Origin of the sequence: Acidovorax sp. NB1 (genome assembly GCF_005405905.1) — a bacterium.
Lineage (GTDB): Bacteria > Pseudomonadota > Gammaproteobacteria > Burkholderiales > Burkholderiaceae_C > Acidovorax.
The window spans coordinates 167,013-181,245 of sequence record NZ_BJHU01000013.1 but is presented as its reverse complement, the minus strand read 5'-3'; the positions used below and the strand labels follow the sequence as shown (position 1 = coordinate 181,245).

The following is a 14,233-nucleotide window of genomic DNA, read 5'->3' as shown; positions in this document are numbered from 1 at the left end:
AAGGGGCGAAAAAAAGAACTGTGAGAACAGGCCAATGGTACGCATGCCCCTCAATGCATGTACTGCATTTTCTTCAGGCTATAGTGAACAGCATGCACGATGCTCTTCGCCAATTGGACCTGAACCTGCTGTTGGTATTCGACGCCCTGCTGCGGCACCGCAGCGTGGCGGTGGCTGCTGACGAGCTGGCGATCAGCCCTTCGGCGTGCAGCCATGCGCTGGCGCGTCTTCGCTCCGCCTTGCTGGACGAGTTGTTCGTTCGCGAGGGGACGGTCATGGAGCCCACGGCAAAGGCCAGGAGGCTGGCGGACGGCGTGCAGGATGGATTGCGCCTGCTCTCGACGAGCCTGGGCGAAGGCCGCTCGTTCAACCCGGCAAGCAGTCGGCAAACCTTCGTTTTCACGGCCACGGACTTCACCACATTCGCACTCCTGCCTCCATTGGTTGCTGCCGTGGCGGCCGTGGCGCCCCGGATACGCATCAAGGTGGAGCATTCGCGACGCCGTGATTCCGTGGAAGCACTGGCATGTGGCCGCGCGCATTTCGCCCTGGGGTTCGCAGACGAAAGCGCCACCATCCATAAGGGCCTAGATTCCGTCACCTTCATGGAAGGCGACTACGTGGTGCTCGCGCGGGCCGACCATCCACGCATCCAAGGCAAGCTTACGCTAGCCCAATACCTGAAGGAACGGCATGTCGCCGTTCTTCCCTGGGAGCATGAAACGAGTGTGATTGACGGAGCGCTGCTTCAGATGAAGCAAGCGCGCGATGTAGCGCTGGAGCTTCCGAGCATGCTGGCTGCGACCAGCATCATTGCAGCCACCGATCTCCTTCTGACACTTCCGCACAGTGCGGCGGTTCATGCTGCGGCGAGCCTGCCGCTCGCCATCCACCCAGCGCCCTTGCGCACGCCGCCGTACACGCTCAAGGCGTTCTTCCATCCCCGGCATGCAAGCACCCCGGGCCATCGGTGGATGCTGACGCAAATGTCCCAGGTGCTGGGCTCTGCGGCCCAAACACAGCGCTGACATTTGCCCACATACCCACAGAGCAAGACACATCAGCACCCAGAGCCCAGTGTCGCCTTCGTTCAAGACCCCACCCCCCTCGCAAAGGCACCATCCCGCGCCATGCAACTTGAACCCCTCGACACCCACCTCTGGCACGCCACCCACGCCTTCAAGGCCAACAGCCTTCCCATCACCACGCGCATGACGGTGGTGCGCCTGCCAGGGCGCAAGCTTTTGATCCACTCGCCCATTCCGATGCCGCCCGGCAGCGCGTTGTTGCGCCAGGTGCAAGACCTCGGCAGCGTGGCCTTTATCGTGGCGCCGAACAAGATGCACCACCTGTTTCTGGCGCCCTGTGCACAGGCCTTTCCGGGCGCGGTGGTCTACGGCCCGCAAGGGCTTGCGCAGAAGCGGCGGGACCTGGCCGCAACCTTGCGTGCGCTGCCTGCGGGCGACCTGCCCGAGTGGCTGCCGGAGCTGGAGCACTTTGCATTCGAGGGCATTCCAGCGGGCAATGAATCGGTGTGGTTTCACCGGCCATCGGCCACGCTGATCGTGACGGACCTGCTGCAGTGGATGGCGGGTGATCTGCCCTGGCCCACGCGGGCCTATGCCACGCTGACGGGGGTGCGGGGCAAGCTGGCCGTGCCGCTCACGGTGCGTGCGCTGGTGCGCGACCGGGCTGCAGCGGCCCGCAGTGCGGAGCGTTTGTTGCGCTGGCCCTTCACACGGGTGGTGGTGGCCCACAACTGCGTCATTGACACCGATGCGCACGCGCAAGTGGCCCGGGCACTGGCGGTGTTCTGACTCCGAAGCGCACCCAGGTCGGCAGGGATTGGAGGGCGGCGGAGGAGCACAACAGCCTGACATCCAGCCCTGCCGATGATTTTTTGCGCTGGCCCGTCCATCACAACGGTGTACATCGCCCATTGGCGTGCTCACAAATGCCGCAACAAGTACCCCAGCCCGGTATTCGCCACCAGCCCCAGCACCACCAGTGCCCCTGCCACCAGCGCGGCATGCCCGGCACCCAGCCCCGCACGTTCGCGCACCCATTGCCACTCAGCGACACAAAACCACAGTAGCGCCAGCCCCGCCAGCCCCACGCCCACTGCCGGCAGAACCCCGCCAGACAGAGCGAACGAGGTACTGATGGACATGGCCAGCGCGAATGGCGCCACCAGGTAGCACGGCTCGTAAAACGGGTTGCGCAAATTCACGCGGTGGATGGGCTGCCGGCTGTGGCGCATGTACCAGACAGCGCCTGCCAGCGACCAGATGCCGAAGGCCATGGTGCGGTACATCAGCAGGTTTTGCTCGGACTTGAGCAGTGCGGCGGCCAGCGAGCCCATCTCTTGGTCGGCCTGCTTGCGCAGCGCCAGATCCAGCACATGGGCCACCAGCACGCACAGGATGAGCAGCAGCGGCGGGCTGATGGCGTCGCCGTAGCGGTCGTCGCCCTCGCGGGTTTGCTCCGTCTGCACGTAAGCCACCATCTGGCGGGGATGCAGCACGATGCGCCACAACGTTTTGGGCAACAACACCAGCCAGATCAGGGCTTCGTACACAAAGTCTTCAAACGACTTGAGGATCTTGAGAAAGTCCACCAGCAACTCCTTGAGGCCAAGGGCCCGTTCAGTCAGGTGCCCACGCTGCTTGAAAAGGCCAGCGCAAAGGCCATGATCGCCCAGTCGTTGGCAATGTGGGCGATGGTGCTGGCCCACAGGTTGCGGGTGTAGATGAAGACGGCCGTGAGCACCAGACGCGCGGTGCCGATGACCAGCAGGGCCTGGCCGACATGCCATTGGTAGGTGGGCAGGTGCAGCGCACCAAACAGCAGCGCCGTGGCCACCCACGCAAAGGCAACAGCCCAGCGGGCAGGCATGCCAGCGCGGTGCAGCAAAGCCACGGTGGCCAGCAGGGGCAGGATGGTGACCAGTTCCTCACCCAGCAATTGCACGGCCGTCAACGCAAACCGCACCACCAGCTGTGCCGAAGTCAGGCCCGCCGCAACATCCAAACTGGCGTTGGCACTGAGGTGTGACATGCCGAGCCCGTACACCGCCACCAGGGCAGGCAAGCCCAACACCAGCGGCACGGCGGCCAATGCCAACGCCACATCGCGCCAACGGGGGCGTCTGAACAGGGCCACCCAGTCCTGGCCCACGGCGACGCGCAACCCCGCCCACTGCACGCCCACAAACAGCAGCGCGGCCAAAACGCCGACCCACGCACCCTGCCACCAACGCGGAACCAGCAACAACAGGGCGAACGCCAGGGCACTTGCAACCCATAGCAGCAGGCAGGCGCCGTTGTGCAGTGGCACAGGGCTACCAAAGCTGTACGGCAGGCTGGAAGCCAGTGGCGGCTGCAAGGTCGCAGAGAGTGCAATAGGTTTGAGAGTCAAAGCAGCCTCCAGGGGTGTGCGACCCCAAAAAACGACAAGCAGGAGCCGCGAGATTACCCGGGCTTACCTGCTGCTGTATGCCACCCGTTGACGACCTGCAGGCCTTGCGGGGCGATGCCCCATCTCTGCACAATGGCCTGCGCCGAGGCTCTCTGCAGGTATTACTGCAGGTTCTGCAGCGCGTAGCAATATGCGGCGTCGCCCAGAAACTCCACCATGCGCGGGTGGTAGGTGTTGTGAAAGGTCTTCATATCGGCGTTGTCGGCGTAGAACAGCGCGGTGCCCACGTAAGCATCGCGCGATGGCACGTAGAACCGCGCAACGATGGCAAAGTGTCTTTCCATCAGTGCCTGAATCGCCTCGGACTCGGGGGCATTGGCGTCGATCAGCGGCGCCAGCTCTTTGTAGAAGGCGTCGAAGTCGGCATGCACCTTAGTTTTGTCCACATGCGCCCAGTTGTCGGTGATGGCCAGGGATTGTTCTTGTTCGGCACGCTGTGCGGCGCGGCATTGGTCGAGGTACCCGGGGGTGGTTTGTTGCAGGCTCATGGGGTCGCGTTGGCTCGGTGAATGGGTGGCAGTGCCGCAATCTGCATCCACCTGCCGGTGGAGCTGCCTGCGCACAGGAAAGCGCGGACTATAGCGACGCAAAGCCACCTTGGTAGTGCTGCGTTCTATCGGCACCACACCTCTGGGATTTGGCGCTTTTTTGCAGCGGCTGGGCGGGCGGTCTGCGCACTGGAACAACAGGCCACATCCAATCCGTCATCACAGCGAACCGCACGTCGGGTGCAGCACGCGCGTGCCATCACACCGAAGAGTTGGCGGCGCCGGGCGGCGCCAGCAGTTGCTCAGACGGCTGCCCCGCCAGGCTTTGCGCAGGCCGACGCAGGGTGGCATCGAAGGGGTGGATGCGCGGGCCGATGGCGGCGGCCTCGCGCTTGAGCAGTTCGACCACGGTGGGCAGCCGGTCTTCGTTGAGGCGGGCAGAGATGGTGCCCACGCTCAGCGCGGCCACGGCCCGGCCTTCGCGGTCGAGCACGGGCACCCCCACCCCGGCCATGCCTTCGAGCAGGCCGGTGTTGCGCGCGGCATAGCCACTCTGGCGCACGCGCTCGATCTCGGTGCGCAGATAGACCTCGTCGTACACGCCGTACTCGCGCACGCGCGAGAGATTGAAACGGATCACTTCCTCGCGCTCAGCCTCAGGCAGGAAGGCGAGGATGGACAAGGCCCCCTGCCCCACACCCAGCGCCACGCGGCCGCCAATGTCGCCAGTGAATGAGCGGATGGGGAACGGCCCCTCGCTGCGGTCCAGGCAGATCGCGTCGAACCCGCTGCGCACCAACAAGAAGATGCTGTCACCCAGGCTGGCACTCAGGCGCAGCAGCGCAGGGCGGCAGATGCTGCGCAGGTCGCCAGGGTTGCCCGCCTTGGCCGCGAGCGCAAAGAACTCCGTGGACAGGCGATAGAGCTTGCTGCGCTCGTCCTGCTCAACCATGCCCTCAGCGACCAGCGATTGCAGCAAACGGTGCGTGGTGCCCTGGGTCAGGCCAATCGCGCGCGCCAATTGGGTGACTCGCCCCCCCTCGGCCTGCACGGCCACCAGGGCGCGGATAAGGGCAAAGACCCGGGGTACGCCGCCCGTGCCTGCGGATGCTGCTTCCATGCGTCACTCCTGCGGAATAGATGGGTTGCATTCTAATCCTCATATTCCATTAAACGGAATAAATTGAAGAAAAATTCTGTTTAATGGAATACCCGAGTCGAGCTGGTTCGCATATTGCAATAGAGTGAATCAACATCACCGGGCAAGTCCAATTTCAGGGAACAAGGTGCACCACAGCGGTGCACACCGCTCCACAAACTGGAATACAGGCAGCCTGGCGTTCCAAGACACCGTCTGTTGCCCTGTATCCCCTCAAGGAAACCGGGCGACGGCATCCAGAAAAGACAGACAGCAGAAAGGCCCACGCATGTCCTTCCTTCAACTCACGGATGTGACCAAGTTCTATGGCAGCACCTGCGCGGTGCAGTCCATGAACCTTTCGGTGGAAAAAGGCGAGTTCGTATCGCTGCTGGGCCCGTCGGGCTGCGGCAAGACCACCACCTTGCAGATGGTGGCGGGCTTCGAGGCGGTGAGCAGTGGCCGCATCGAGCTGGCGGGGCGCGACATCACGCATGCCAAGGCCAACACGCGCGGGCTGGGCATCGTGTTCCAGAGCTATGCCCTCTTCCCGCACATGACGGTGGCCGACAACGTGAGCTTTGGCCTGGAGATGCGCAAGGTGCCCAAGGCCGAGCGCAAGGAGCGCGTCGCCCAGGCCCTGGGCCTGGTGCACCTGGAAAAACACGCAGGCCGCTACCCGCGCGAGCTGTCGGGCGGGCAGCGCCAGCGCGTGGCGCTGGCACGCGCGCTGGTGATCGAGCCGCCCGTGCTGCTGCTGGACGAGCCCCTGTCCAACCTCGACGCCAAGCTGCGTGAAGAGATGCAGTTCGAGCTGCGGCAGATCCAGCGCAAGGTGGGCACCACCACGGTGATGGTCACCCACGACCAGAGCGAAGCCATGTCCATCAGCGACCGCGTGGTGGTGATGGAGGCCGGCCGTGCCACGCAGATTGACCACCCGCACCGCGTATATGAACACCCACGCACGCGCTTCATCTCTACCTTTGTGGGCAAGGCCAACCTGGTGCCCGGCAAGGTGACCACGGCCAGCGCCACACACACCCATGTGGGCGCAGGGCCCATCGAGGTGCAGGTGGAGGGCGCGCAGTTCCGCCCCGGTGCGGCCGTGCTGCTGAGCGTGCGGCCCGAAAAGCTGCAACTGGTGCCAACGGTGCAGGGCCGCATCGACGGCGAGGTGTGCGAGCGCTTCTTCCTGGGCAGCCAGTGGCTGTACCGCGTGGGCACGGCCATGGGCGATTTGATGGTGCTGGCGCCCAACGATGGCCGCAGCGCACTCGACGAAGGCGAGCGCACGGGCCTGGACTGGCCCGACCACTGCATGCGCCTGCTGCCTGCCGATGAAGCGGCCATGGCCGAAGCCGAGGCCACGCCATGACAAGCGCAACGACAACGACGACGGCAGCAACGCCCCATCAGTTGCTGGGCAAAAAGGCCCTGCCCTGGTGGCTGTCCGGCCCGGCGCTGCTGCTATTCACCGTGCTGCTGCTGGTGCCGCTGGCACTCACAGCCGTGCTCTCGTTCAACGCCTTCGACCCGGCCACGGGGGTGAAAGCGGGCGAGTTCACGCTGGAGCACTACGGCCATGTGTTTGCCGATTCGTACTACCACGCGATCTTCTGGCGCACGTTCTGGATCGCCGGTCTGGTCACGCTGATCTGTGTGCTGATTGGCGCGCCCGAGGCCTATGTGCTCAGCCGTATGCGCAACCCGTGGCGCTCCATCTTGCTGCTGGTGGTGCTGGCGCCGCTCTTGGTGTCGGTGGTGGTGCGCGCGTTTGGCTGGAGCATGCTGCTGGGCCCCGAGGGGCTGGTGAATGCCGCCTTCGGCCTGGTGGGCATCGGCCCGGTGAAGATGCTCTACACCGAGATTGCGGTGGTGATTGCGCTGGTGCACGTGATGCTGCCCTTCATGGTGATCCCCGTGTGGACATCGTTGCAGAAGCTCGACCCGGGCGTGGAAAACGCGGCCCTGTCGCTGCAGGCCTCGCCCTTCACCACGCTGCGGCGCATTGTGTTGCCGCAGGTGCTGCCCGGCATCCTTTCGGGCAGCCTGATCGTGTTTGGCCTCGCGGCCAGCTCGTTCGCGATCCCCGGCTTGTTGGGCGGTCGGCGGCTGAAGATGGTGGCCACGGTGGTGTACGACGAGTACCTGCACGAGCTGAACTGGCCGCTGGGCGCCGCGATTGCGCTGACGCTGCTGGTGGCCAACCTGGTGGTCATGCTGAGCTACAACCGGCTGGTTGAAGGCCGCTACAAAAAGTCTTTGGGATAACCAAGATGCAAAAGAACGGCCCCCTCGCCCTCGCGTTCAACGCGCTGGTCATCACCTTCATGCTTGCCCCGTTGCTGGTGGTGTGCATCGTCGCCTTCACGCCGCACAACACGCTGACGCTGCCCACCACCGAGTTCTCGCTGCGCTGGTTCAAGGCGGTGTTCGAGCACTCCGACTTTGTGCAGTCGTTCTGGAACAGCCTGTGGCTGGCCCTGGCATCGGCCACGCTGGCCACGGTGCTGGCCGTTCCTGCGGGCATTGCGATCACGCGCTACGACTTTCCCGGGCGCGGTTTCCTCAACGGCCTGTTCCTGTCGCCACTCATCATTCCGCACCTGGTGCTGGGCGTGGCCCTGCTGCGCCTGTTTGCACTGATCGGCGGCACGGGCAGCTTTGGCTGGCTGGTGGTGGCGCATGCGCTCATCGTCACACCCTACACGCTGCGGCTGGTGGTGGCGGCGCTGGTGGGGTTTGACCGCAGTGCCGAGCATGCAGCCCTGTCGCTGGGCGCGAGCCAGGCCACGGTGTTCACGCGCATCACGCTGCCGATGATCCTGCCGGGCGTGACGGGCGGGTGGATGTTGGCTTTCATCAACAGCTTTGACGAAGTGACCATGTCGATCTTCGTCACCTCGCCCAGCACGGTGACGCTGCCGGTGCGCATGTACATGTACGCCACAGAATCCATCGACCCGCTGATGGCCGCCGTGTCGGCGCTGATGGTGGCGGTCACGGCCTGCGCCATGGTGCTGCTGGACCGTGTGTATGGACTGGACCGCGTCCTCGTGGGCCGGAAGTAGATGAGCACCCACACCATGAGTTCCAGCCCAGCCTTGCTGCACCGTGTGGCCGAAAAGAGCCGTGCGCCCGTGCACTTCACCCTCAACGGCCAACCCGCCACCGCCCTGCAGGGCGACACGGTGCTGACCGCCATCCTCACCCAGCATGCGCAACTGCGCCGCAACGAATTCAGCCACGAGCCCCGCGCAGGTTTTTGTTTGATGGGCGCCTGCCAGGACTGCTGGGTGCAGACCGACAGCGGCGAGCGCCTGCGCGCCTGCAGCACCTTCATTGCACCGGGCCTGGCACTGCGCACCGAGCCCGTGGACACGATGGCCTTGGCCACCGGAGGCCAGGCATGACAACCGCGCCCTCTTTGCAACCCGTGATCGTGGGCGCGGGCCCCGCTGGCGTCCGCGCCGCGCAGACACTGGCGGCCCATGGCGTGCGCCCTGTGCTGATCGACGAGGCCGCGCGCGGCGGTGGGCAGATCTACCGCCGCCCGCCCGCGCACTTTGAACGCCCCCCGGCCACGCTGTATGGCACCGAGGCTGCGCGCGCCACGGCGGTGCACAGCGCGCTCGATGGCATGCAGACCCATATCGACTACCAGCCCGACAGCCTGGTGTGGAATGCCCAGGGCGGCCTGCTGGACGTGCTGCATGGCCCCACACAGACCACGCGCACGGTGCCCTACAGCCAGCTCATCGTGGCCAGCGGCGCCACAGACCGGGTGCTGCCCATCCCGGGCTGGACGCTGCCGGGCGTGTACACGCTGGGCGGCGCGCAGGTGGCGCTCAAGTTCCAGGGCTGTGCGATTGGTAGCCGCGTGGTGCTGATGGGCACGGGCCCGCTGCTCTACCTGGTGGCCTACCAGTATGTGAAGGCAGGGGCCACCGTGGCCGCCGTGCTGGATACCGCAAGGCTCACCGACCAGATGGCCGCCGTGCCCGCCATGCTCACCCAGCCTGCGGTGTTTGCCAAAGGCGTGTACTACGTGGCGTGGCTGCGCGCGCACGGCGTGCCCATCCACAGCGGTGTGCGCCCCGTGCGTGTGCTGGGCGACACCCGCGTGGCGGGTGTGGTGTGGGCCGATGGCGCCGGACGTGAGCACACGATGGACTGCGATGCCGTGGGCTTTGGCTACGCATTGCGCTCAGAGACCCAGCTGGCCGACCTGCTGGGCTGCCGCTTTGCCTGGGTGCCCCTGCACCGCGCCCACCTGCCCGAGCGGGATGCCGACGGCCGCAGCAGCGTGCCAGGCGTGTACCTGGCGGGCGATGGCGCGGGCATCATGGGGGCAGATGCCGCCGAGTGGGCGGGCGAGCTGGCGGCGCTGGCGCTGCTGCAAGACCACGGTGCGGCTGTCGATGCTGCCCGCATGCAAACGCTGCGGGGCCAGCTCAGCCATCTGATGCGCTTTCGCCAGGGGCTGGAGCGTGCCTTCCCTTTCCCCACCGACTGGGCCGCACACGCGCCCGATGCGCTGGTGGTTTGCCGCTGCGAGAACATCACGGCGGGCGAGTTGCGCGCCTGTGTGCGCGACAGCGGCGCCGACGAGATGAACCGGCTCAAGGCCCTTACCCGCGTGGGCATGGGCCGCTGCCAGGGCCGCAGCTGCGGCGTGGCAGCCGCTGAAATCCTGGCCCAGGCCACCGGCAAGCCCGTGGAGCTGGTGGGCCGCCTGCGCGGGCAGGCCCCTATCAAGCCGATACCAATCCACCTGCAGGCACGGCAAGTGCGGCAGAGCGCCGACGCGGGAGCCAGCGCATGAGCAGCCACCCCACCCGCACCATCCAAACCGACGTCGCCATTGTCGGCGGCGGCATCGTGGGCGCATCGGCCGCGCTAGCGCTGCGCCGCAAGGGCGTGGATGTGGTGCTGCTGGAGCGCGACCTGTGCGGCTCGCGCTCCAGCGGCGTGAACTACGGCGGCGTGCGCCGCCAGGGCCGCCCGCTGAGCCAGTTGCCCCTGGCGCAGCGCGCTCACCAGATCTGGGCGCGCCTGCCCGAGCTGATCGGCACCGATGGCGAATACGCGCGCACCGGGCATTTCAAGATCGCACGCAGTGAAGCGGACATGGCTTCGCTGGAGCACTATGCAGACATCAGCCGCGACTTCGAGCTGGGCATCCAGCTGATCAGCGACGGGCGCCTGCGCACCGAATGCCCGTGGCTGGGCGGCAAGGCCGTGGGCGGTTCGCTGTGTGTGGACGATGGGCAGGCCAACCCGCGCCTGGTGTCGCCCGCGTTCGCGCTGGCAGCCCAGCGTGCCGGTGCGCAGATCTTCGAGCGCTCGCCGCTCACGCGCATCGAGCACAGCGGCAGGCAATTCACGCTGCAGTCGGGCACTGCGCTGCAGGTGCAGGCGCCCGTGGTGCTCAACTGCGCAGGTGCCTGGGCGGGTGCCCTGGCCGCTCAGTTTGGCGAAGCCGTGCCGCTGCGCTCCGGCCACCCGGCCATGATGGTCACCGAGCCCCTGCCCTACTTCATGCGCTGGAGCCTGGGCGTGGAAGGTGGTGGCATCTACTGCCGCCAGGTAGAACGCGGCAACCTGGTGCTGGGCGGCGGCTCGGGCTTCTGGCTCGATGCCGACCGCGCGCGCTCGGAGCGCGGCGCCATCGCATCGCTCACAGAGCAGGCCATCGAGCTGCTGCCTGCGCTCAAACACGCGCATTTCATCCGCACCTGGAGCGGCACCGAAGGCTACCTGCCCGACCGCCAGCCCGTGCTGTGCAAAAGCCGCACCACGCCGGGCCTGGTCCACGGCTTCGGCTTTGCGGGCGCGGGTTTCCAGATCGGCCCCGCCGTGGGCGAGGTGCTGGCCGAACTGGCGCGCGACGGGCAGACCAGCACACCCATCGACGCGTTTTCTCTCGCTCGCTTTGACGAACCGCCCGCGCCCGCCGCTGGCGCCATCCCCACAACCACAGTGCAGGCCCACTGAGCCCGCCGATCTTTCATCACCCCCCTCCCCACCCGAAAGGCAATCACCATGAACTTCGCTTTCCGCTCGAACGTTGTCTCCCTGCGCCGTGGCCTGCTGGCCGCAGCGGCTGCTGCCACGGCCCTGGCCGCCAGCGGCGCCGCCGTTGCACAAACCAAGACGCTGTACATCGGCATGAACGGCGGCACCATGGAGAAGGCATACACGCAGTACGTGTTCCCGGCCTTTGAAAAGCTGCACGGCGCGCGCGTGGTGGTGGTGCCCGGCACGTCCTCGGACATCCTGGCCAAGGCCCAGGCCAACAAGGACAAGCCGCAGATGCACGTGATGTTCCTCGATGACGGCATCATGGTGCGCGCCATGGGCATGGGCCTGTGCGAGAAGCAAAAGCCCAACCCGCACCTGAACGACATCTACCCTGCCGCGCGCTTCAAGGACGACCTGGCCAGCGGCGTGAGCCTGGGCATGACGGGCATTGCCTACAACACCAAGATGTTTGCCGAAAAGGGCTGGGCCGCGCCCACGTCGTGGATGGACTTTGCCGACCCCAAGTTCAAGGGCAAGGTGGTGTTCCAGTCCATGCCGTCGTCGTCCTTCGGGCTGCACGGCTTCTTGATGTTCAACCGCATCCAGGGCGGCAACGACAAGAACGTGGAGCCAGGCTTCAACAACTGGGCCAAGACCATCGGCCCCAATGTGCTGGAGTACATCCCCAGCTCGGCCAAGATCTCCGAGATGGTGCAGACGGGTGAGGCTGCGCTGTTCCCGCTCACACCCACGGCGGTGGCAGCGCTCAAGTCCAAGGGCATCCCGGTGGAATATGCACAGCCCAAGGAAGGCTCGGTGGTGCTCATGACCGGCCAGTGCGTGATTGCGAAAAACAGCGAGCCCGAGCTGGCACAGAAGCTCGCCGAATTTTTGCTGAGCCCGCTGGCACAGGCCAACGTGCTGCAATTTGGCGCGCAGATCCCCACCAACCCCAAGGCACCGGCCGTGGGCGAAGGCGCGGCCCAGGTCGCCCAGATCAGCCAGTGGATGAAAAATGCCGTGACGCTGGACTGGGACAGCGTGAACGCCAACCGCCCCGCCTGGAACACGCGCTGGAACAAGACCGTCGAGCGCTGAGAAGGGTGTGAGCAGGCAACGCCTGCTCACACCAGCGGGCTGTTTGTGACAAATGTCACCGGCCCCGCCACACACTGCGGCATGGGGTGCCCCAAACCGCTGCTTCGAATTCAGAATCCGCCGCCTGAACACGGCAATTGGGTCGTCGAATCGAAGAAGAGGGATACCACCATGAAACGCTGGATCAAATGGACTGCAGGCGGCGCCATGCTGCTGGGCGTGATCGTGGCCGCCACCGCAGCCAGCGGCCTGTACCTGGCCGAGCAGCGGCGCAACCGTTACATCGACATCAAGCCGCGCCCCGTGGCCTACACCACCGATGCGCAAACGATTGAACGCGGGCGCTACCTGTATGCATCGCGTGGTTGCACCGACTGCCACGGCGCGCAGGGCACGGGCCGCGAGTTTGTGAACGATGGCAAGGGCACGCGCATCGCGGGGCCCAACATCACGTCCGCAGGCGTGGTGGGCCGCTACCAGCCCGAGGACTGGAACAGCGTGATCCGCCACGGCGTCAAGCCCAACGGCCGCCCCGTGATGGTGATGCCCAGCGAAGACTACAACCGCTTCACCAACGACGACCTGAACGCGCTGGTGTCGTACATCCGCCAGCTGCCGCCCCAGGAGAGCACCCAGCAGGCGGTGGTGGAGCTGCCCCGCCCCGCCTGGGTGCTGTATGGCCTGGGCGTGATCCCTGACGCTGCCGCGCGCATCGACCACCAGCTGGCGCCCTCGCGCCCCGTGCCTGCGGGCGTGACGCTGGCCAACGGCCAGTACGTTGCCAACATGTGCATCGGCTGCCACGGCGCAGACCTGTCGGGCGGCAAGATCCCGGGCGGCCCGCCCGACTGGCCTGCGGCCTCCGACATCCGCCCCGGCTCCCACAGCGCCGACAGCGCCTTGGCGCGCTACCCCAACGCCACCAGCTTTGTGGCCATGCTGCGCACCGGCAAGCGGCCCGATGGCACGCCCATCCAGGTGATGCCTTTCGAATCGCTGGGCCAGCTCAGCGATGTGGATGCGCAGGCGCTGTACCTCTACCTGAATGCCCCGGTGGGTAGCGTGAAGCAGGAGGTGGGCAATGCCAACCCCCTGCCCCCGGCCCAGGGCACCAAGAGCAGCGCCAACACCGTGCCCTCGGGCCCGGGCGGACTCAAGCTGCCGGGCTGAACCCCTAGCGAAAAGGCTGCTTGCTGACCCACCGCCCGGTGGACCACCCGCTGCGGTGGTGGGTCAGCTCCCGCGGTGGTGGGCGTGGGCGTCCTGTGCAGGCGCCAGACTGTATGAGCCCATGGGCCCGCCGGGTGTGTTGCCGGGTGTGTTGCCGGGTGAGGCCGGTGGGGCGCGGCGCACGCGGGGCACGACGCTGAGCTGCACGGTGTCGAGCACGGGGCCGGGCACCACGTTCAGGGCCTTGCGTGGCAGGTCCACCAGTTGTTCGGCATGCCAGACGCGCACCTGGGCGGCACCATCGGGCACGGCAGGAAAACGCGCAATGCCGTCGTTGTCGGTCTTGAGCGACCAGGCCGAGTCCGTCACAAACACATGGCCGCGCATGGAGCCGTGCAGGTGGCAGCCCAGCAGCACCACGCCGGGCGCGTCCAGCTTCACGTCGGCAAAGTTGGCGGGCTTTCCGTCGGTCTTGCCCGCCAGGCGTAATTCGAAATTGGTACTGGTCGCCGCGCCGGGCGCAGCAGCCGGGGCTACGCCGGTGGGGTTGCCGCGCACATGGTGGTCCCAGCGGTCCTGGTTGGTGAAGCGCACCGTAGTGCCTGCCGAGACCACCGTCACCGCAGGCACAAAGCGCATTTTTTCCTGCTCGATGGTGGGGCTGGCCTGCAGCAGATTGGGCGGCGTGCCCGCTGCGTTGCCAGGGTAGATCACCACCACGGCGTCGGGCACGGGTTTGCCCTCGCGGTCCAGCACCTGGATCTGGATATTTCCGGCGCTAGCGCCCGTCCACAAAGCACTGATAGCTATCAAAACAAGAGTATTTCTCATGGTG

At 66.1% G+C, this 14,233-nt stretch carries 15 protein-coding genes; 10 read left to right on the top strand and 5 right to left on the bottom strand.

Features of this window, described 5'->3' with window-relative positions:
* Positions 1-92: 92 nt before the first annotated feature.
* Positions 93-1,028: a LysR family transcriptional regulator gene (locus AvAM_RS05555; protein WP_171012146.1), complete on the top strand. Its 936-nt coding sequence runs from the start codon at positions 93-95 to the stop codon at positions 1,026-1,028.
* Between the two features lie 102 nt (positions 1,029-1,130).
* Positions 1,131-1,817 carry a DUF4336 domain-containing protein gene (locus tag AvAM_RS05550; protein WP_137746151.1) on the top strand — a complete coding sequence of 229 codons (687 nt, stop codon included), beginning with the start codon at positions 1,131-1,133 and terminating at the stop codon, positions 1,815-1,817.
* Positions 1,818-1,948: 131 nt separating this feature from the next.
* Here AvAM_RS05550 and AvAM_RS05545 read toward each other — a convergent pair whose 3' ends face one another.
* The 4 genes from AvAM_RS05545 to AvAM_RS05530 all read right to left on the bottom strand — a co-directional run bounded on the left by AvAM_RS05545 (position 1,949) and on the right by AvAM_RS05530 (position 5,085).
* Positions 1,949-2,617 (bottom strand): hypothetical protein, encoded by a 669-nt coding sequence (locus AvAM_RS05545; RefSeq protein ID WP_137746150.1) that lies wholly within the window; start codon positions 2,615-2,617, stop codon positions 1,949-1,951.
* Between the two features lie 32 nt (positions 2,618-2,649).
* Entirely contained in the window at positions 2,650-3,417 is a 768-nt protein-coding gene (locus tag AvAM_RS05540; RefSeq protein ID WP_137746149.1) for a CPBP family intramembrane glutamic endopeptidase, read from the bottom strand.
* Positions 3,418-3,578: 161 nt separating this feature from the next.
* The gene (locus AvAM_RS05535; protein WP_137746148.1) at positions 3,579-3,965 is read right to left on the bottom strand and encodes a TipAS antibiotic-recognition domain-containing protein; all 387 of its coding nucleotides are present in this window, start codon (positions 3,963-3,965) and stop codon (positions 3,579-3,581) included.
* A 259-nt stretch (positions 3,966-4,224) separates the two neighbouring features.
* Positions 4,225-5,085, bottom strand: coding sequence for an IclR family transcriptional regulator (locus tag AvAM_RS05530; RefSeq protein WP_137746147.1), 861 nt, complete (start codon positions 5,083-5,085; stop codon positions 4,225-4,227).
* Positions 5,086-5,392: 307 nt separating this feature from the next.
* Between AvAM_RS05530 and AvAM_RS05525 the strand changes: the two genes are divergently transcribed.
* The 8 genes from AvAM_RS05525 to AvAM_RS05490 all read left to right on the top strand — a co-directional run bounded on the left by AvAM_RS05525 (position 5,393) and on the right by AvAM_RS05490 (position 13,398).
* Positions 5,393-6,481, top strand: coding sequence for an ABC transporter ATP-binding protein (locus AvAM_RS05525; protein WP_137746146.1), 1,089 nt, complete (start codon positions 5,393-5,395; stop codon positions 6,479-6,481).
* On the top strand, positions 6,478-7,377 hold the full coding sequence (locus AvAM_RS05520; RefSeq protein WP_137746145.1) for an ABC transporter permease: 900 nt from the start codon (positions 6,478-6,480) through the stop codon (positions 7,375-7,377). The genes AvAM_RS05525 and AvAM_RS05520 overlap by 4 nt, the downstream gene beginning before the upstream one ends.
* A 5-nt stretch (positions 7,378-7,382) precedes the next feature.
* The gene (locus tag AvAM_RS05515; RefSeq protein ID WP_137746144.1) at positions 7,383-8,177 is read left to right on the top strand and encodes an ABC transporter permease; all 795 of its coding nucleotides are present in this window, start codon (positions 7,383-7,385) and stop codon (positions 8,175-8,177) included.
* Positions 8,178-8,192: 15 nt separating this feature from the next.
* Entirely contained in the window at positions 8,193-8,519 is a 327-nt protein-coding gene (locus AvAM_RS05510; protein WP_137746143.1) for a (2Fe-2S)-binding protein, read from the top strand.
* A complete protein-coding gene (locus tag AvAM_RS05505; protein WP_137746142.1) occupies positions 8,516-9,931 on the top strand; it encodes an NAD(P)/FAD-dependent oxidoreductase in 1,416 nt (471 codons plus the stop codon). The genes AvAM_RS05510 and AvAM_RS05505 overlap by 4 nt, the downstream gene beginning before the upstream one ends.
* Positions 9,928-11,103 carry an FAD-binding oxidoreductase gene (locus AvAM_RS05500; protein ID WP_137746141.1) on the top strand — a complete coding sequence of 392 codons (1,176 nt, stop codon included), beginning with the start codon at positions 9,928-9,930 and terminating at the stop codon, positions 11,101-11,103. The genes AvAM_RS05505 and AvAM_RS05500 overlap by 4 nt, the downstream gene beginning before the upstream one ends.
* 48 nt (positions 11,104-11,151) lie before the next feature.
* The gene (locus AvAM_RS05495; RefSeq protein WP_137746140.1) at positions 11,152-12,228 is read left to right on the top strand and encodes an ABC transporter substrate-binding protein; all 1,077 of its coding nucleotides are present in this window, start codon (positions 11,152-11,154) and stop codon (positions 12,226-12,228) included.
* A gap of 171 nt (positions 12,229-12,399) precedes the next feature.
* The gene (locus AvAM_RS05490) at positions 12,400-13,398 is read left to right on the top strand and encodes a c-type cytochrome (protein ID WP_137746139.1); all 999 of its coding nucleotides are present in this window, start codon (positions 12,400-12,402) and stop codon (positions 13,396-13,398) included.
* A gap of 63 nt (positions 13,399-13,461) precedes the next feature.
* Here AvAM_RS05490 and AvAM_RS05485 read toward each other — a convergent pair whose 3' ends face one another.
* On the bottom strand, positions 13,462-14,229 hold the full coding sequence (locus AvAM_RS05485; RefSeq protein WP_249367955.1) for a plastocyanin: 768 nt from the start codon (positions 14,227-14,229) through the stop codon (positions 13,462-13,464).
* Between the last annotated feature and the right edge of the window lie 4 nt (positions 14,230-14,233).

What these genes read in the sequence shown, in the direction of transcription:
- AvAM_RS05555 (WP_171012146.1), top strand. Translation starts at nt 93, where the DNA reads ATGCACGATGCTCTTCGCCAATTGGACCTGAACCTGCTGTTGGTATTC.
- AvAM_RS05550 (WP_137746151.1), top strand. Translation starts at nt 1,131, where the DNA reads ATGCAACTTGAACCCCTCGACACCCACCTCTGGCACGCCACCCACGCC.
- AvAM_RS05535 (WP_137746148.1), bottom strand. Translation starts at nt 3,965, where the DNA reads ATGAGCCTGCAACAAACCACCCCCGGGTACCTCGACCAATGCCGCGCC.
- AvAM_RS05530 (WP_137746147.1), bottom strand. Translation starts at nt 5,085, where the DNA reads ATGGAAGCAGCATCCGCAGGCACGGGCGGCGTACCCCGGGTCTTTGCC.
- AvAM_RS05525 (WP_137746146.1), top strand. Translation starts at nt 5,393, where the DNA reads ATGTCCTTCCTTCAACTCACGGATGTGACCAAGTTCTATGGCAGCACC.
- AvAM_RS05520 (WP_137746145.1), top strand. Translation starts at nt 6,478, where the DNA reads ATGACAAGCGCAACGACAACGACGACGGCAGCAACGCCCCATCAGTTG.
- AvAM_RS05515 (WP_137746144.1), top strand. Translation starts at nt 7,383, where the DNA reads ATGCAAAAGAACGGCCCCCTCGCCCTCGCGTTCAACGCGCTGGTCATC.
- AvAM_RS05510 (WP_137746143.1), top strand. Translation starts at nt 8,193, where the DNA reads ATGAGTTCCAGCCCAGCCTTGCTGCACCGTGTGGCCGAAAAGAGCCGT.
- AvAM_RS05505 (WP_137746142.1), top strand. Translation starts at nt 8,516, where the DNA reads ATGACAACCGCGCCCTCTTTGCAACCCGTGATCGTGGGCGCGGGCCCC.
- AvAM_RS05500 (WP_137746141.1), top strand. Translation starts at nt 9,928, where the DNA reads ATGAGCAGCCACCCCACCCGCACCATCCAAACCGACGTCGCCATTGTC.
- AvAM_RS05495 (WP_137746140.1), top strand. Translation starts at nt 11,152, where the DNA reads ATGAACTTCGCTTTCCGCTCGAACGTTGTCTCCCTGCGCCGTGGCCTG.
- AvAM_RS05490 (WP_137746139.1), top strand. Translation starts at nt 12,400, where the DNA reads ATGAAACGCTGGATCAAATGGACTGCAGGCGGCGCCATGCTGCTGGGC.
- AvAM_RS05485 (WP_249367955.1), bottom strand. Translation starts at nt 14,229, where the DNA reads ATGAGAAATACTCTTGTTTTGATAGCTATCAGTGCTTTGTGGACGGGC.